The sequence below is a fragment of the Phytohabitans flavus genome, from assembly GCF_011764545.1.
GTDB lineage: Bacteria > Actinomycetota > Actinomycetes > Mycobacteriales > Micromonosporaceae > Phytohabitans > Phytohabitans flavus.
In genome coordinates this window covers 7,396,804-7,411,278 of record NZ_AP022870.1, presented here as the reverse complement: position 1 = coordinate 7,411,278, position 14,475 = coordinate 7,396,804, and the positions used below count along the sequence as shown (strand labels likewise).

At 70.3% G+C, this 14,475-nt stretch carries 12 protein-coding genes and 1 pseudogene; 8 read left to right on the top strand and 5 right to left on the bottom strand.

The genetic code is table 11. The features are described from left to right. Positions 1-268: 268 nt before the first annotated feature. Together Pflav_RS48175 and Pflav_RS32640 are read right to left on the bottom strand one after the other, a co-directional pair. Positions 269-1,168, bottom strand: coding sequence for a GTPase (locus Pflav_RS48175; protein WP_332107812.1), 900 nt, complete (start codon positions 1,166-1,168; stop codon positions 269-271). Then, positions 1,165-2,976 carry a GTPase family protein gene (locus Pflav_RS32640; RefSeq protein WP_377310468.1) on the bottom strand — a complete coding sequence of 604 codons (1,812 nt, stop codon included), beginning with the start codon at positions 2,974-2,976 and terminating at the stop codon, positions 1,165-1,167. Before Pflav_RS32640 ends, Pflav_RS48175 begins: the two co-directional genes overlap by 4 nt. A 659-nt stretch (positions 2,977-3,635) precedes the next feature. Here Pflav_RS32640 and dnaK point away from each other — a divergent pair. The 5 genes from dnaK (at position 3,636) to Pflav_RS32615 (ending at position 8,268) form a co-directional block, all read left to right on the top strand. Next, positions 3,636-5,522 (top strand): molecular chaperone DnaK, encoded by a 1,887-nt coding sequence (dnaK, locus tag Pflav_RS32635; protein WP_173040630.1) that lies wholly within the window; start codon positions 3,636-3,638, stop codon positions 5,520-5,522. Beyond that, a complete protein-coding gene (grpE, locus tag Pflav_RS32630) occupies positions 5,519-6,238 on the top strand; it encodes a nucleotide exchange factor GrpE (RefSeq protein WP_173040629.1) in 720 nt (239 codons plus the stop codon). Before dnaK ends, grpE begins: the two co-directional genes overlap by 4 nt. 90 nt (positions 6,239-6,328) lie before the next feature. Beyond that, positions 6,329-7,504 (top strand): molecular chaperone DnaJ, encoded by a 1,176-nt coding sequence (gene dnaJ / locus Pflav_RS32625; RefSeq protein ID WP_173040628.1) that lies wholly within the window; start codon positions 6,329-6,331, stop codon positions 7,502-7,504. A 22-nt stretch (positions 7,505-7,526) separates the two neighbouring features. After that, entirely contained in the window at positions 7,527-7,961 is a 435-nt protein-coding gene (locus Pflav_RS32620; RefSeq protein ID WP_173040627.1) for a heat shock protein transcriptional repressor HspR, read from the top strand. 106 nt (positions 7,962-8,067) lie between these two features. Next, positions 8,068-8,268: an antitoxin gene (locus Pflav_RS32615; protein WP_173040626.1), complete on the top strand. Its 201-nt coding sequence runs from the start codon at positions 8,068-8,070 to the stop codon at positions 8,266-8,268. 135 nt (positions 8,269-8,403) lie between these two features. Here the strand turns inward: Pflav_RS32615 and Pflav_RS32610 are convergent, their stop codons facing one another. The 3 genes and pseudogenes from Pflav_RS32610 to Pflav_RS32600 all read right to left on the bottom strand — a co-directional run bounded on the left by Pflav_RS32610 (position 8,404) and on the right by Pflav_RS32600 (position 10,791). Then, positions 8,404-8,835 carry a hypothetical protein gene (locus Pflav_RS32610; protein WP_173040625.1) on the bottom strand — a complete coding sequence of 144 codons (432 nt, stop codon included), beginning with the start codon at positions 8,833-8,835 and terminating at the stop codon, positions 8,404-8,406. Between the two features lie 243 nt (positions 8,836-9,078). Continuing rightward, positions 9,079-10,286, bottom strand: a pseudogene (locus Pflav_RS32605) (cation:proton antiporter). A 4-nt stretch (positions 10,287-10,290) separates the two neighbouring features. After that, complete coding sequence (locus tag Pflav_RS32600) at positions 10,291-10,791, bottom strand: cation:proton antiporter regulatory subunit (RefSeq protein WP_173040624.1); 501 nt, start codon at positions 10,789-10,791, stop codon at positions 10,291-10,293. 22 nt (positions 10,792-10,813) lie between these two features. Between Pflav_RS32600 and Pflav_RS32595 the strand changes: the two genes are divergently transcribed. The 3 genes from Pflav_RS32595 to Pflav_RS32585 all read left to right on the top strand — a co-directional run bounded on the left by Pflav_RS32595 (position 10,814) and on the right by Pflav_RS32585 (position 14,464). Further along, the gene (locus Pflav_RS32595; RefSeq protein ID WP_173040623.1) at positions 10,814-11,386 is read left to right on the top strand and encodes a DUF1707 SHOCT-like domain-containing protein; all 573 of its coding nucleotides are present in this window, start codon (positions 10,814-10,816) and stop codon (positions 11,384-11,386) included. 66 nt (positions 11,387-11,452) lie between these two features. Next, a complete protein-coding gene (gene clpB, locus Pflav_RS32590; RefSeq protein WP_173040622.1) occupies positions 11,453-14,056 on the top strand; it encodes an ATP-dependent chaperone ClpB in 2,604 nt (867 codons plus the stop codon). A gap of 48 nt (positions 14,057-14,104) precedes the next feature. Then, on the top strand, positions 14,105-14,464 hold the full coding sequence (locus Pflav_RS32585) for a hypothetical protein (protein ID WP_173040621.1): 360 nt from the start codon (positions 14,105-14,107) through the stop codon (positions 14,462-14,464). Positions 14,465-14,475: the final 11 nt, after the last annotated feature.

Sequence of the window (14,475 nt, the reverse complement as noted above, 5' to 3'; positions counted from 1 at the left end):
CCCGCGGCGCGGTCGGCGACCGAGCGGACGGCGAGGCTGACCGCGGCGCGCCGGGCGGAGTCCGGGTCGGGGACCGAGGTGGTGCCGACCGGAGTGCTCGGATCCACCGGCCCCTCCGGCAGGTGCAGGCTGCGCAGCGGGTCGGCCCGCAGCCGCCGCCAGCCGCGCACGACCGGCCAGCCGGTGGCCTGGGCGGCCCGGTGCTGGTACGCCCGCTCGGTCGCCTCGGCCACCGCCGGCACGCCTGCGGCCACTGACAACGCGTCGGTCAACCCGTGCACCGTGTCGCGGTCGATCTCGTCCTCGGCCACCGCCGGTCCGACCACATCGGACAGCTGGTCGACGACGGTGTCGAGGTCGCCGGAGAGGCGCCGCAGCGAGGCTTGGCGCTCGGCGACGGTGTGCTCCAGCAGGCCGCGTAGATCGGCGATCGCCGGCTGGTGCAGCGCGGCCGTGGCCAGCAGCGGCACGCCGTCGAGGTCGTCGGCGTCGAGCAGCTTGCGCAGGTCGTCGAGGACCCGCGTGACCTCGGCCGGGGCAGCCGGTCGGCCTGGTTGAGCACCACGACCGTGACGTCCTTGTGGTTGTGGAACGCCTGGAGGTAGCGCGTGTGCACCACCCGGTCGGCGTACTTCTGCGGGTCGACAACCCACACCACGAGGTCGACAAGGCCGAGGAGCCGGTCGACCTCCAGCCGGTGCGAGCGCTCCACCGAGTCGAAGTCGGGCAGGTCGAGCAGCACCAGCCCGCGCAGCGCGGCCTCGTCGTTGCCGTCGAGCGCGCTCTCCCGGATGAACCGGTGCCGCGGCAGCACGCCCACCCAGTCGAGCAGCCGGTTGGCGCCCTGGAGGTTGCCCCACACACAGGCGTGAGCCATGCCGGTCGTCGGGCGGCGTACGCCCACGGGCGAGAGGTCGAGCCGGGCCAGTGCGTTGAAGAGGCTGGACTTGCCGCTGCCGGTGGCGCCGGCGAGCGCCACGACGGTGTGGTCGCGGGAGAGCGCGAGGCGGGCACCGGCCCGCTCGACCACCGTGTGCGCTCCGATCAGCCGCTGCTCGGGCAGCTGGCCGGCAACCACGTGGACGAACCGGTCGATCGCGTCGACCCGCTCGACGAGCCGGTCCGCGTCGATCTGCTCCTCGCCGCGCAACCTACTCAGGAGAGTCACGCCCCCACCCCCGGCAGGGCCAGGCCGGTGCCGCCGGTCAGCTGCGCTTTCGCCCGCGTGTACTCGACCAGGGCTACCGCGTCGCGCAGGTCCTTGCCCGGGTCGGCGCTGATCCCGGCCGCGATGAGGCGGTCGGCGTAGCGCCCGGCCTCCGCGTCGAGCAGCGCGTTGGTGCGCGAGATCAGGTCTTCACGGGCCTTCGTGGCCAGCGCCCGGATGGCCTGGTCACCGAAGATCGCTTCGAGTACCTTCTGCGCCGCGACCGAGGTGCCGCCGGCCACCGCCACCTCCGCACCTGTGGGGATGAACGCGGTCGAGGCGAACACCCCGACCATGACGAGCAGCCCGGTGGCGTTCACCGCGTACGCGGCGCCCCGGGCGGTGCTGCGCTTGTGCCCCGCCTCCTGCCGGATCAGCTCGAGCACGCCGCGCTGCCAGTCGCGGACCAGCCGCTCGGCCCGTTCCGGCAGGTCGGGGCTGGACCGGCCGAGCGACGGCTCGAGCAGGGCGACGCCAGCTGGGTGTGCCTGCCAGCTCGTGTACGCCGTATCGGCCGCATCCGCCGCCGCACTCCGGATGAGCGTCACAAGGTTTGCCTCGATCGCCGACTTCAGCTCGCCTCCCGGCTGGGGGCGACCGGTGACCGCGGCCACGATGCGATCCCGCAGCCGCCCCACCCGCGCCTCCAGCGTGCGAAAAAGCTCGCCGGTACCGATGAACTCCTGCCACCGCGCGAGCACCTCGCCGCGCAGCAGCCGCCCGTCCTGAACGCCCTGCGAGAACGTGCGGCGACCGGTCCGGTACGCGGTCCGCACCCGCTCGTCCAGCGAATCGGCCGTGGTGACCTGCTCGTCCGCGGCCGCCGCGAGCCCTTCCACCGCCGGCACGAGCGCGGCGAGAGCCCCGTCGAGCGTCTGGCGTACCACCGCGGCGCGAGTGGCCGCGTCGGTGGCGATCCGCACGAACCACTCGCGCAGCGGCGCCGTCACCCGCTCCGGCAACAGGCCCTGACGGTCTACAAGGGTCTCCGGGAGCACGAAGAGCGGGGCGGTACCGAGGCCGTGGATGGAGAGCATCTCCAAGAGGTGGGCGGTGATCTCGTCGGTGGCCTCGGGCGGCACCCGGTCGAGCAGCAGCGCGGTGACCGTGCCCCGGAAGCGCGCGGTCTGTAGCAGCTCCCACGGCACCGCGTCCGCGTACCGGGCGGCGGTCGTGACGAAAAGCCAGAGGTCGGCGGCGGCCAGCAGTTGTGCGGCGAGGGCACGGTTGGCGTCCACGACCGAGTCGATGTCGGGCGCGTCGAGGAATGCCAGCCCAGGCGCGAGCGCGGGTGCGGCGACGATCTGGAGCGAGTTCGGGTCGGCGGACGCCTCTGTGGTACGGGTCAGCCCGGGCAGCAGCTCGCCGCGGCGGAACCACTGGATGTCAGCCGGGTTGCAGACAAGTACCGGCGTGCGCGTGGTCGGCCGCAGGACCCCGGCAGGGCTCACCGGTACCCGTACGAAGCTGTTGACCAGTGTGGACTTGCCCGCGCCGGTAGAGCCGCCGACCACGACGAGCAGCGGGGCGTCCAGCCGCGCCAGGCGGGGAAGCAGGTAGTCGTCGAGCTGCGCGAGGAGGGCCGCGCTCTCGTCGCGGGCGTCCTCCGCGGAGGGCAGGACCAGCGGGTACGCCGAGCCGACGATCGCGGACCGGAGCCGGCGCAGTGCCGAGACGATCTCCGCGCCGGCGTCGTCGGGCGGGTCCGCCGGCGCTTTGGGCCGGGCGCCCGAGGCCGGTGCCGACCCGGCGAGCTGGACCTTGAACACGGGCTCGCTGGCCCGCTGGTTTTTGGCCGCGAAGGCGGTGAGCGTCGGGGCGGGGTCACTCGCCGCCGGGGAGAGGTCCTCGGCGGCAGGCTCCGCGCTGGCTTCGTCGGGCGGCGCCGTGTCGGCCGTGGCCGGGGGTGGCTGTGCAGCCTCGATAGCTGGCTCAGCCGCGTCTGCCGTCGGGTTTATGTCGTTGTCTGCGGTCTTCGGGTCTTTGTCCGGACCTGCGGCGTTACCCTCTGCTTCGGTCTCGCTCTGGTCCGGAGCGGACTCGGTCGGCTGTGACGTCCCTTGCTCAGCGTCAGGCGCGGCGCCGGTGCCCTGCTCAGGCCCCGGCTCCGGCTTGTCCGGCGGCTCAGTGGGGGTCACGGTAGGTGTGCCAGATCTGCCCGCCGGCATGTCACCGTGCGACGTCACGGGTAAAGACTGCCCGATCCAGGCATCGCAGACAACTAGAACCGTGTGGCTTCCGCGCGCCTTTGACCCGTTTCGGGCCGGCCAGGTGTCGCGCGGTCGATTCATCAGGATCTAGGTGCCCCGCTAACCTTGCGCGTGACGGGCTCAACCTCTAACTTGACGCTGGCCGACGCCGTGGCACTATTGAGTCCGGTCCACTCAACTTGACACAAGGACTCATATCAGAAGCGAGGGAAGTGAACATGGCACGTGCGGTCGGCATCGACCTCGGCACTACGAACTCCGTGGTTAGCGTGCTCGAGGGTGGCGAGCCCACTGTGATCGCGAACGCTGAGGGATCGCGCACCACGCCGTCGATCGTCGCGTTCGCCCGTAACGGTGAGGTGCTCGTCGGTGAGGTCGCTAAGCGTCAGGCGGTGACCAACCCCGACCGGACGATTCGTTCGGTCAAGCGGGAGATGGGCTCCAACTGGACCATCGACATCGATGGTAAAAAGTACACCCCGCAGGAAATCTCCGCGCGGGTGCTCATGAAGCTCAAGCGGGACGCGGAGTCCTACCTCGGTGAGCGCATCACCGACGCGGTGATCACCGTCCCGGCGTATTTCAACGACGCCCAGCGCACCGCCACCAAGGAGGCCGGCGAGATCGCCGGTTTCAACGTCCTGCGGATCGTCAACGAGCCCACCGCGGCCGCCTTGGCCTACGGGCTGGACAAGGGCACCAAGGAGCAGACGGTCCTGGTCTTCGACCTCGGTGGTGGCACGTTCGACGTGTCGCTGCTGGAGCTCGGCGAGGGCGTCATCGAGGTGAAGTCCACCAGCGGTGACAACCACCTCGGTGGCGACGACTGGGACGAGCGGGTCATCGACCACCTGGTCAAGACGTTCCGTGGTCAGCACGGCGTCGACCTGTCGCAGGACAAGATGGCCATGCAGCGGCTCAAGGAGGCCGCCGAGAAGGCCAAGATCGAGCTGTCCGCGGCCACCACGACGAGCATCAACCTGCCGTACATCACGGCCGGCCCGGCCGGCTCCGACGGCAGCCCGTCCGCGCCGCTGCACCTCGACGTCAACCTGACCCGGGCCGAGTTCCAGCGGATGACGCAGGACCTGCTGGACCGCTGCAAGGGCCCGTTCGAGCAGGCGATCAAGGACGCCGGTGTGAAGGTGGCCGACGTCGACCACGTGATCCTGGTCGGTGGCTCGACCCGTATGCCGGCCGTCTCCGAGCTGGTCAAGCAGCTGATCGGCCGGGAGGCCAACAAGGGCGTCAACCCGGACGAGGTCGTGGCCGTCGGTGCCGCGCTGCAGGCCGGTGTGCTCAAGGGCGAGGTCAAGGACGTCCTGCTGCTCGACGTGACGCCGCTGAGCCTGGGCATCGAGACCAAGGGCGGCATCTTCACCAAGCTCATCGAGCGCAACACGACGATCCCGACCAAGCGCTCCGAGGTCTTCACCACGGCTGACGACAACCAGCCCTCGGTGCTGATCCAGGTGTTCCAGGGTGAGCGCGAGATCGCGGCGTACAACAAGAAGCTCGGCACCTTCGAGCTGACCGGCCTGCCGCCGGCGCCGCGGGGCGTGCCGCAGATCGAGGTCACCTTCGACATCGACGCCAACGGCATCGTCCACGTCAACGCCAAGGACCTGGGCACCGGCAAGGAGCAGTCGATGACGATCACCGGTGGCTCGGCGCTGCCGAAGGACGACATCGACCGGATGATGCGCGACGCCCAGGAGCACGCCGACGAAGACAAGCAGCGGCGCGAGGAGGCGGAGACCCGCAACCTCGCCGAGCAGCTCCAGTGGCAGACCGAGAAGTTCCTGGCGGAGAGCGGCGACAAGCTGCCGGCCGAATCCAGGGACCAGATCAGCGAGGCGCTGGGTGACCTGCGTGCCGCGCTCGGTGGCAGCGACATCGAGAAGATCAAGGGTGCCCACGAGAAGCTGGCCACGGTCTCGCAGCAGGCCGGCTCGCTCCTCTACGCGCAGCAGGCCGAGCAGGCCGGCCCCGGTGACGCTGGTGCCAACCCGGGTGCGGGTGCGACGGGTGCTGCCGGTGCCGGCAGCGCGAAGCAGGACGACGTGGTTGACGCCGAGATCGTTGACGAGGACGACAAGAAGTGAGCTCTGCACGAGACGATGACCAGGCCGCAGAGCGGGTCGTCATCCGTGACAAGCGGAAGATAGATCCGTCCGGCGGCAAGGCGACCGAGGCCGAAACCGCTGCCTCGGACAAGACCGACGAGGCGCCGGCCGAGGCCACGAAGGACACCGCGGCGGCGGACGGCGCGGCCGAGAAGGAGCGCAAGCCCAGCCACGCTGCACCAGAGCCGGACGAGGAGGCGTCCACCGCGGCCAAGCCGGCGGCGGACAAGGCCGAGCCGACCGGGGTGGGCGCGCCGCTGGGCGCCGAGCTGGAGGCACTGCGAGGCGAGCTGGAGGAGCGTACGCGCGACCTCCAGCGGGTCACCGCGGAGTACGCCAACTACCGCAAGCGGGTCGACCGCGACCGGGGCGTACAGGCGGAGCAGTCCACCGGCCTGGTGATCACCGCGCTCCTGCCGGTGCTCGACGACCTCGACCGGGCCCGCGAGCACGGCGACCTGGTGGGTCCCTTCGCCGCGGTGGCCGAGCAACTCGTCGCGGCGCTGGGCAAGTTCGGGCTGAGCGCCTTTGGTGAGAAGGGCGATCCCTTCGACCCGACCCGGCACGAGGCGGTCGCGCACCGCACCTCGTCCGACGTCACCGAGCCCACCTGCGTCGAGGTCATGCGCCGCGGCTACCTCCTGAGCGATCGCCTTCTGCGGGCGGCGCTCGTAGCGGTAGCCGACCCCGAATAACACCCCTCAGCTGATCAGGGAGTTGGTGTGGCGGCACGAAGAGCGAGCCCCGCACCGACTCCCTGATCGGTAGCAAATACGGAGGAGCGAGTGAGTTCAAAGGACTGGCTGGAGAAGGACTTTTACGCCGTCCTAGGGGTACCGAAGTCCGCCTCCTCCGAGGAGATCAAGAAGGCGTACCGAAAGCTCGCCCGCGAGCTGCACCCCGACCACAACCCCGGCAACACCAGCTCCGAGGACCGCTTCAAGGCGGTCTCCGAGGCGTACTCCGTGCTCTCCGACGAGCGCAAGCGCAAGGAGTACGACGAGATGCGCGCGCTGTTCGGGTCGGGCCAGTTCCGGCGCAACGCACGCGGTGGGTTCGATCCGTCCGATCTCTTCGGCGGGTTCCAGGGCGCGGGCGCGGGTGCCGGCGACCGCCGGTTCGGCGGTGCCGGATTCTCCGACCTCTTCAGCTCGATCTTCTCGGGCGGCGGCGGTGCCGGCCCGACGCGTACCCGCGGGCCGGCGCGTGGTCGTGACGTCGAGGCAGAGGTCGTGCTCGACTTCGGCGATGCCGTACGCGGCGTCACGTTGCCGCTGTCTCTCCGCTCGCCGGGCGTCTGCGACACCTGCCACGGCAATGGCGCCAAGCCCGGTACCGAGCCGCGCGCCTGCCCGGTGTGCCTCGGCTCCGGCCTGGTGACCCGCAACCAGGGGTCGTTCAGCTTTTCCGAGCCGTGCCGTGAGTGCCAGGGCGTCGGCTCGATCGTCGACGAGAAGTGCCCCGAGTGCCAGGGCACCGGCGGGGTAACCAAGAGCCGCACGATCAACGTCCGCTTCCCGGCGGGGGTCGCCGACGGCCAGCGCATCCGGCTGGCCGGGCGGGGTGAGCCGGGCGAGCGGGGTGGGCCCTCCGGCGACCTGTACGTGCTGGTCAAGGTCCGCCGGGACGACCTGTTCGGGCGGACGGGCGACGATCTCACGCTCACCGTGCCGATCACCGTCCCGGAAGCGGTCCTCGGGACCGACCTCCGGGTGCCCACGATGGACGGCGCCGTGACGCTGCGGGTGCCGCCGGGCACGCCCAGCGGGCGCACGCTCCGGGCCCGCGGCAAGGGCGTCGTGCGGCGCGACGGCAAGGTCGGAGACCTGCTGGTCACCGTCGAGATCGAAGTACCGAAGGACCTGACCGACAAGGCCCGCGACGCGATGGAAACGCTGGCCGCCGAGATCGCACCCGCTTCTCGGGAACAGTTGGACGCGCGGGTGCGTCGATATGGTTGACCACATTAGGAGGTGAGCCGTGGTGGAAGAGGAGTTCACGATTACCGTCGAAGCCGCCTCCGACGCGAAGGTGTTGATCATCTCGGTGGCGGCACGGCTGGCCGGCATGCATCCGCAGACCCTCCGGCAGTACGACCGGCTGGGGCTCGTGCAGCCCGGCCGGGCGACCGGTGGCGGCCGGCGGTACAGCGCACGTGACGTGGCGCTGCTCCGCGAGGTGCAGCGGCTGAGCCAGGAAGACGGTGTCAACCTCGCCGGCATCAAGCGGATCATCGGGCTCGAGCAGCTCGTCGCCGAGTTGCAGGAGCGGGTGAGCGAGCTGGAGGCCGCACTGGGTGAGGCCTACCAGCGGCTGGCCGAGTACGAGGCCGGCACGTACCCCCGCCGGGGTGACCTTGTACCGATGACCCGTACGTCCAACGCGTTGGTCGTATGGCGACCTCGCCGCTCCTCCTAATCACCCCGGATCCGCGTTTTCGCAGCGCAGGCGGTTTCTGTCGACTAACGTGACCTTTGGCTTGGATTGCACATTCCGGGCCAAAGGCAAGGCAGAGGAGGGGTCAATGGGGATCGCCGATTCTTTCAAAAACAAGGCTGAACAGGCCATCGACAAAGTCGATGGCGAGCGGGTCAAGAAAGGCGTCGAGAAGGCCGGCGACAAGATCGACGAGAAGACCGGCGGCAAGTACTCCGGTCAGGTCGACAAGGCTCAGGACGCCGCGTCTGGCTACATCGACAAGATGGACGGCAAGTCGAACCGCTGAGCTTGCCGGCGCGAATGGCGACAGCGCGCGGGCGGGGATCCACGGGGGATCCCCGCCCGTCTTTTGTCCGGATCCGACTGTCTTTCCGCGTCAGAACGGATCAGTCCGCTGGGCGGGACCGCGTGTGTGGCTGGATCAGGCCAGGCGGCGGGACTGGCGCACCAGGCCGCCCTCGCACCAGTCGTGGTAGTCGAAGAGGTCCGGCTTGGCGAGCAGCATGCGACTGTTGTGCGCCCAGGTGACCATCAGCTCGTCGCCATACTCCTCGGCCTGCTCCACCAGCTTGCGCAGCCGCCGCTTGGGGTGGGCGCGGAAGTTGGTGCGGATGCCGTCGGCCGCGTAGATGTACAGGCAGTGCAGCGCGAAGCGGCGGGCCGGGCACGAGCGGTCCATGGCAAGGTCGAAGAGGGTGCCGATCAGCCGGTCACCCGACACGAGCAGGTCCCAGTCCTGCGGCATCGTCTGTAGCGGCACCGAGTCGGGCTGATAAGCCCAGGCGCGCAGCTCAGCCGGCGTGGGATCGACAGCGTTGGCGAAGCCCCGAAACGTAGACTGCTGTAAGGTCACCCGCCGCTCCCCTCGCGAGCATGCCTCCGCAGCCCTGGGGCTCTGCGGGCGTGCGCTCGCACTGCTCGCACAAGGGCCCGCGAGTCGACGCCACCCATCCTCGTCGCCCCGCCCCATGGATCGGATGCCGCCAACCCTGGGGCCCGACCCCAGGATTCTGCGGCGAAACCGTAACGCGTCGCGAGCTATTTACGGAAGGGGCGGTAAGCGCCATTCGCCAACCCGTTACGTAAGCGGTTCCTATCAGTCTGTCGTCGGTAGCGGCTCGGTGCGGTGTGTGGCGCGCTGGCGGCGCCGGATAATGCGCTTGAACCAGGCGAAGTCCGGCAGGCGCGCAAGCATCGGCCCTGTCACCACTGTGATCAAAACGTACGCCGTCGCGAGCGGTGCCAACTTTGGCTCGATGCCCGGCGTCGCCACCGCCAGACCGGCGATGACGATCGAGAATTCGCCACGTGGCATCAGCCCCAGCCCGGCCCGGACCCGACCGGGCAGCGCGATACCGGCACGCTTCGCCGCGATGTACCCAGTGATGATCTTTGTGCCCATCGTGACCACGGCGAGGCCGAGCGCGGGAAGCAGCACCGGTGGCATGTCGGCTGGGGTTGTGGCCAGCCCGAAGAACACGAAGAACACCGCGGCGAAGAGGTCGCGCAGTGGCGAGAGCAGCTCCGTGGCATGGTGGGCGACCGGCCCGGAGAGGGCGATGCCGACGAGGAACGCGCCGACCGCCGCGGAGACCTGGAGCTGCGCCGCCAAACCGGCGACGAGGAGGGTGAGGCCGAGTACCCCAGCAGGAGGGCCTCCGGGTCGCGGGCGGAGATGAACGAGGAGATCGCGTGCCCGTACCGCAGGGCCACCAGCAGCACGACGACGACCGTGCCGACCGCGATCGACAGGGCCTTGGCGCCGCCGATCAGGCCGGTGCCGGCCAGGACGGCGGTGAGCAGCGGCAGGTAGAGCGCCATCGCCAGGTCTTCGATCACCAGGATCGAGAGCATGACCGGCGTCTCCCGGTTACCCAGCCGGCCGAGGTCGGCGAGTACCTTCGCGATCACGCCAGAGGACGAGACCCAGGTGATCCCGGCCAGCACCAGCGCGGCCACCCAGCCCCAGCCCAGCAGTAGGCCGAACGCCAGGCCCGGCACGGCGTTGAGCACCCCGTCGAGCAGCCCGGCCGGGGCGTTGGTGCGCAGATTGCCGATCAGCTCGCGAGCCGAGTACTCCAGCCCGAGCATCACCAGCAGCAGGATCACGCCTATCTCGGCGCCGACCGCGATGAACTCCTCGCTGGCCGAGAGGGGAATCAGACCGCCGTGGCCGAAGGCGAGCCCGGCGAGCAGGTACAGAGGAATGGGTGAGAGCCCGATACGCCGGCTGAGCCGCCCGAGGAGTCCGAGGCCGAAGAGCAGCGCCCCGAGCTCGATGAGCAGCACGGTGGTGTTGTGCATCCGCTCAGCTGTCCGGATCGCCGTCGGCGAGGATCCGGCCGACGCCGTCGATGCCCTGGTGGGTGCCGACGATCACGATCACGTCACCCGCCTGGAAGGCGAACTCAGGTCCGGGTGAGGCGATTACCTGGCCGTCGCGCAGCACGGCCACGATCGAGGCGCCGGTGCGGGTGCGGGCCTTGGTCTCGCCGAGGCGCCGGCCGACGAAGCGCGAGCCGGCCGGGATCGAGATCTGCTCGGTGAGCAGTCCGGCGGCCTGCTGGCGCAGGCCGGAGAGCTGGCCGAGCATGAGCGACGCGCCGAGGACGTCGGCCAGGGCCTCCGCCTCGTCATCGGTGAGCGGGATCGAGGCGACGCACGAGTCGGGGTCGTCATCGTCGTACAGAACGAGGTCGCGACGCCCGCTCCGGTGGGTCACCACACCCACCCTGCGGCCGGACTCGGTCACCAGATCGTGGCGCACGCCGATGCCTGGAAGGGCTGTCTGCTCTACCCGTACTCGCACAGGGACACGGTACCTTTCTGCTGTGAGCGAGCTTTCCCCTCAGCGTCGCGAGCTGCGCATGTCCGATGCCGACCGGGAGCGCGTTGTGCAGAAGCTCAACGCGGCGGTCGGGGAGGGCCGGATCACGCTGGCCGAGTTCGAGGAGCGGGTCGCCGGGGTGCTGGCCTCCCGCACGTTCGGCGAGGTGGAGCCGTACCTCGCGGACCTGCCCCAGCCTCCGGCACCGCCGGTCCGGGACATCATCGAGCTGAAGTCGATGGCGTCGACCCTCACCCGGTCGGGCGCGTGGACCGTGCCGCGCCGTCTCATCGTGCGCAACTCGGCGGGCAGCGTGAAGCTCGATTTCACCGACGCGCTGATCACCTACCCGATAGTCGAGATCCACCTCGACGTGCTGGCCGGTACGACCGTGCTCATACTCCCGGTGGGCGCCACTGTCGACGCCGGCGAGGTACACACGATGGCCGGCAGCCTCAAGATCCGTCAGCAGATCGGCGGACACGGCGGCAGTACGCACTTCGTGGTGAGCGGCCGGCAGCGGATGGGCGACCTGGTGGTACGCCATCAGTACAGGTTCTGGCGCTGGCGTTGGTGACTTCGCACCCTTCTCGATGAGGCGCGCTAAAGTTGAGTGGTCTTCGCTCAACTCTGGGGAGCCAGCTTGAACGCCGAACGTTTGACCACCAAGAGCCGCGAGGTGATCACGGGCGCGGTCGCCATCGCCAACCAGCGCGGGCACGCCACCGTCGAGCCGTGGCACCTGCTGCTCTCCCTGCTCGACACCGGCGGGTCCACCGCTGGCGGCCTGCTGCGCGCGGTCGGTGCCAACCCGGCCGACATCCGCCGGGCCGCCGCCCGCGCCGTCGAGACGCTGCCGAGCGCGCGGGGATCGAGCGTCGCCGAGCCGAGCCTGTCCCGCGAGTTCGTCAACGCGATCGGCGCGGCCGAGCAGATCGCCCGACCCCTCGGCGATGAGTACACCTCGACCGAGCATCTGCTCGCCGGCCTCGCCCGGGTGGGTGGCGCGGTGGCCGAGACCCTCAAGGCCGCCGGCGCGACCGAAGACAACCTCGTCGCCGCCTTCCCGAGCGTCCGAGGCGGCGACCGCCGGGTCACCACCGCCGACCCCGAGCAGACGTACCAGGCGCTGGAGAAGTACGGCGTCGACCTGACCACGCGTGCCCGCGACGGCAAGGTCGACCCGGTCATCGGGCGGGACTCGGAGATCCGCCGGGTGATCCAGGTGCTCTCCCGGCGTACCAAGAACAACCCCGTGCTGATCGGCGAGCCTGGCGTCGGCAAGACCGCGATCGTCGAGGGCCTGGCGCAGCGGATTGTGGCCGGTGACGTGCCGGAGTCCCTCCGCGACAAGCGGCTGATCTCGCTCGACCTGGGCGCGATGGTGGCCGGCGCGCAGTACCGCGGCCAGTTCGAGGAGCGCCTCAAGTCGGTGCTCGAAGAGATCAAGAATTCGGACGGCCACGTCATCACGTTCATCGACGAGCTGCACACGGTCGTGGGCGCCGGCAAGGGCGAGGGCTCGATGGACGCCGGCAACATGCTCAAGCCGATGCTCGCCCGCGGTGAGCTGCGCATGGTCGGCGCGACCACGCTGGACGAGTACCGGCAGAACATCGAGAAGGACCCGGCGCTGGAGCGGCGCTTCCAGCCGGTGCTGGTGGGGGAGCCGACGGTCGAGGACACGATCGGCATCCTGCGGGGCCTCAAGGAGCGGTACGAGGTGCACCACGGCGTGCGCATTACCGACGCCGCTCTAGTCGCCGCCGCGTCGCTCTCCGACCGGTACATCACCGACCGCTTCCTGCCGGACAAGGCGATCGACCTGGTCGACGAGTCCGCTTCCCGGCTGCGCATGGAGATCGACTCGCGGCCGGTCGAGGTCGACGAGATCGAGCGGGCTGTTCGCCGGCTGGAGATCGAGGAGATGGCGCTGGCCAAGGAGCCCGACGAGGCCTCGGCCCAGCGGCTGGCCCGGCTGCGGCGGGAGCTCGCCGACAAGCGCGAGCAGCTCACCGCCCTCTCCGAGCGATGGCGCCTGGAAAAGGAGCACATCACCAAGATCTCCACGGCCAAGGAGGAGCTGGAGCGGCTCGGCGGCGACGCCGACCGGGCGGAGCGCGACAGCGAGCTAGAGCGCGCGGCCGAGCTGCGGTACGGCCGGATTCCTCAGCTCCAGGGCGAGCTTGCCCGGGCCGAGGCGGAGCTGGCGGTGCTCCAGGCCGATGGCGCGATGCTCAAGGAGGAGGTTGGCGCCGACGACATCGCCGGGGTGGTCGCCTCCTGGACCGGCATCCCGGCCGGCCGCCTGATGGAGGGCGAGACCGCCAAGCTGCTGCGCATGGAGGACTCGCTGGCCTCCCGGGTGATCGGGCAGGCAGAGGCGGTCGCCGCGGTCTCCGACGCGGTGCGCCGGGCCCGTGCGGGCGTCGCCGACCCGGACCGTCCCACCGGCTCGTTCCTCTTCCTCGGCCCCACCGGCGTGGGCAAGACCGAGCTCGCCAAGGCGCTCGCCGAGTTCCTGTTCGACGACGAGCGGGCCATGGTCCGCATCGACATGAGCGAGTACGCGGAGAAGCACTCGGTGGCCCGGCTCGTGGGCGCGCCGCCCGGCTACGTCGGGTACGAGGAGGGCGGCCAGCTGACCGAGGCGGTGCGCCGCCGGCCGTACTCGGTGGTGCTGCTGGACGAGGTGGAAAAGGCCCACCCGGACGTCTTCGACGTGCTGCTCCAGGTGCTCGACGACGGGCGGCTCACCGACGGCCAGGGGCGTACCGTCGACTTCCGCAACGCGATCCTGGTGCTCACCTCCAACCTGGGCTCGTCGGTGATCGCCGACCCGACCCTCTCCGAGGACGAGCGGCGCGAGGCGGTGCTCGCCGTGGTGCGCTCGCACTTCAAGCCCGAGTTCCTCAACCGGCTCGACGACATCGTGGTCTTCCACTCGCTGACCGGGCCGGAGCTGACGTCCATCGTGGACATCCAGCTCAACCGCCTGCGTAAGCGGCTCACCGATCGGCGGCTGAGCGTCGAGGTCACGGACCCGGCGCGGACCTGGCTCGCCGAGCATGGGTACGACCCGATCTACGGGGCCCGCCCGCTGCGCCGGCTGGTGCAGTCGGCGATCGGAGACCGGCTGGCCAAGGCGCTGCTGGCCGGCGAGATCCGGGACGGCGACACGGTGCGGGTGGACATCGCGGATTCCAAGGACGGACTGTCGGTTTCCGCGGGTCGCACCGGGTCGTGATCGCGAAGGTCGGAGTAGGAGCAGGTCAAGGCGGGTAAGAATCGGGGTATGACCGGGTCCGTAGTCGCCGCGGTGCGGGAGCTGGCGAGCGCGGAGGTCGTCGCGTTCGCCGGCGTGGGCCTGGCCGGGCGCATCCTGCCGGTCACGGAGGCATATCGGGCGGTGGAGGCCGCGCTCCCCGAGGGAGCCGACGACGTCCGCCCGCACCTCGCCTGGCTGCTCGCGAATGGCTCGCCGGCCGGCAAGGCGTACGCGGCCACGCTGCTCGCCACCTTCGATCCCGACGCCGCCCGCGCCGCCTGGGGCGCACTCAGCCACGAAGCGGCGGAGTTCACCACCTTCCATGGCTGCATCATGGATCGCACGACGCTGGGTCAGTACGCGACCGGCCAGTTGACCGTGGCTTGAGCACCACAGCC

Coding starts and splice junctions, on each gene's coding strand:
- Pflav_RS32585 (WP_173040621.1), top strand. CDS start 14,105: ATGACCGGGTCCGTAGTCGCCGCGGTGCGGGAGCTGGCGAGCGCGGAG.
- dnaK (WP_173040630.1), top strand. CDS start 3,636: ATGGCACGTGCGGTCGGCATCGACCTCGGCACTACGAACTCCGTGGTT.
- Pflav_RS32615 (WP_173040626.1), top strand. CDS start 8,068: ATGGGGATCGCCGATTCTTTCAAAAACAAGGCTGAACAGGCCATCGAC.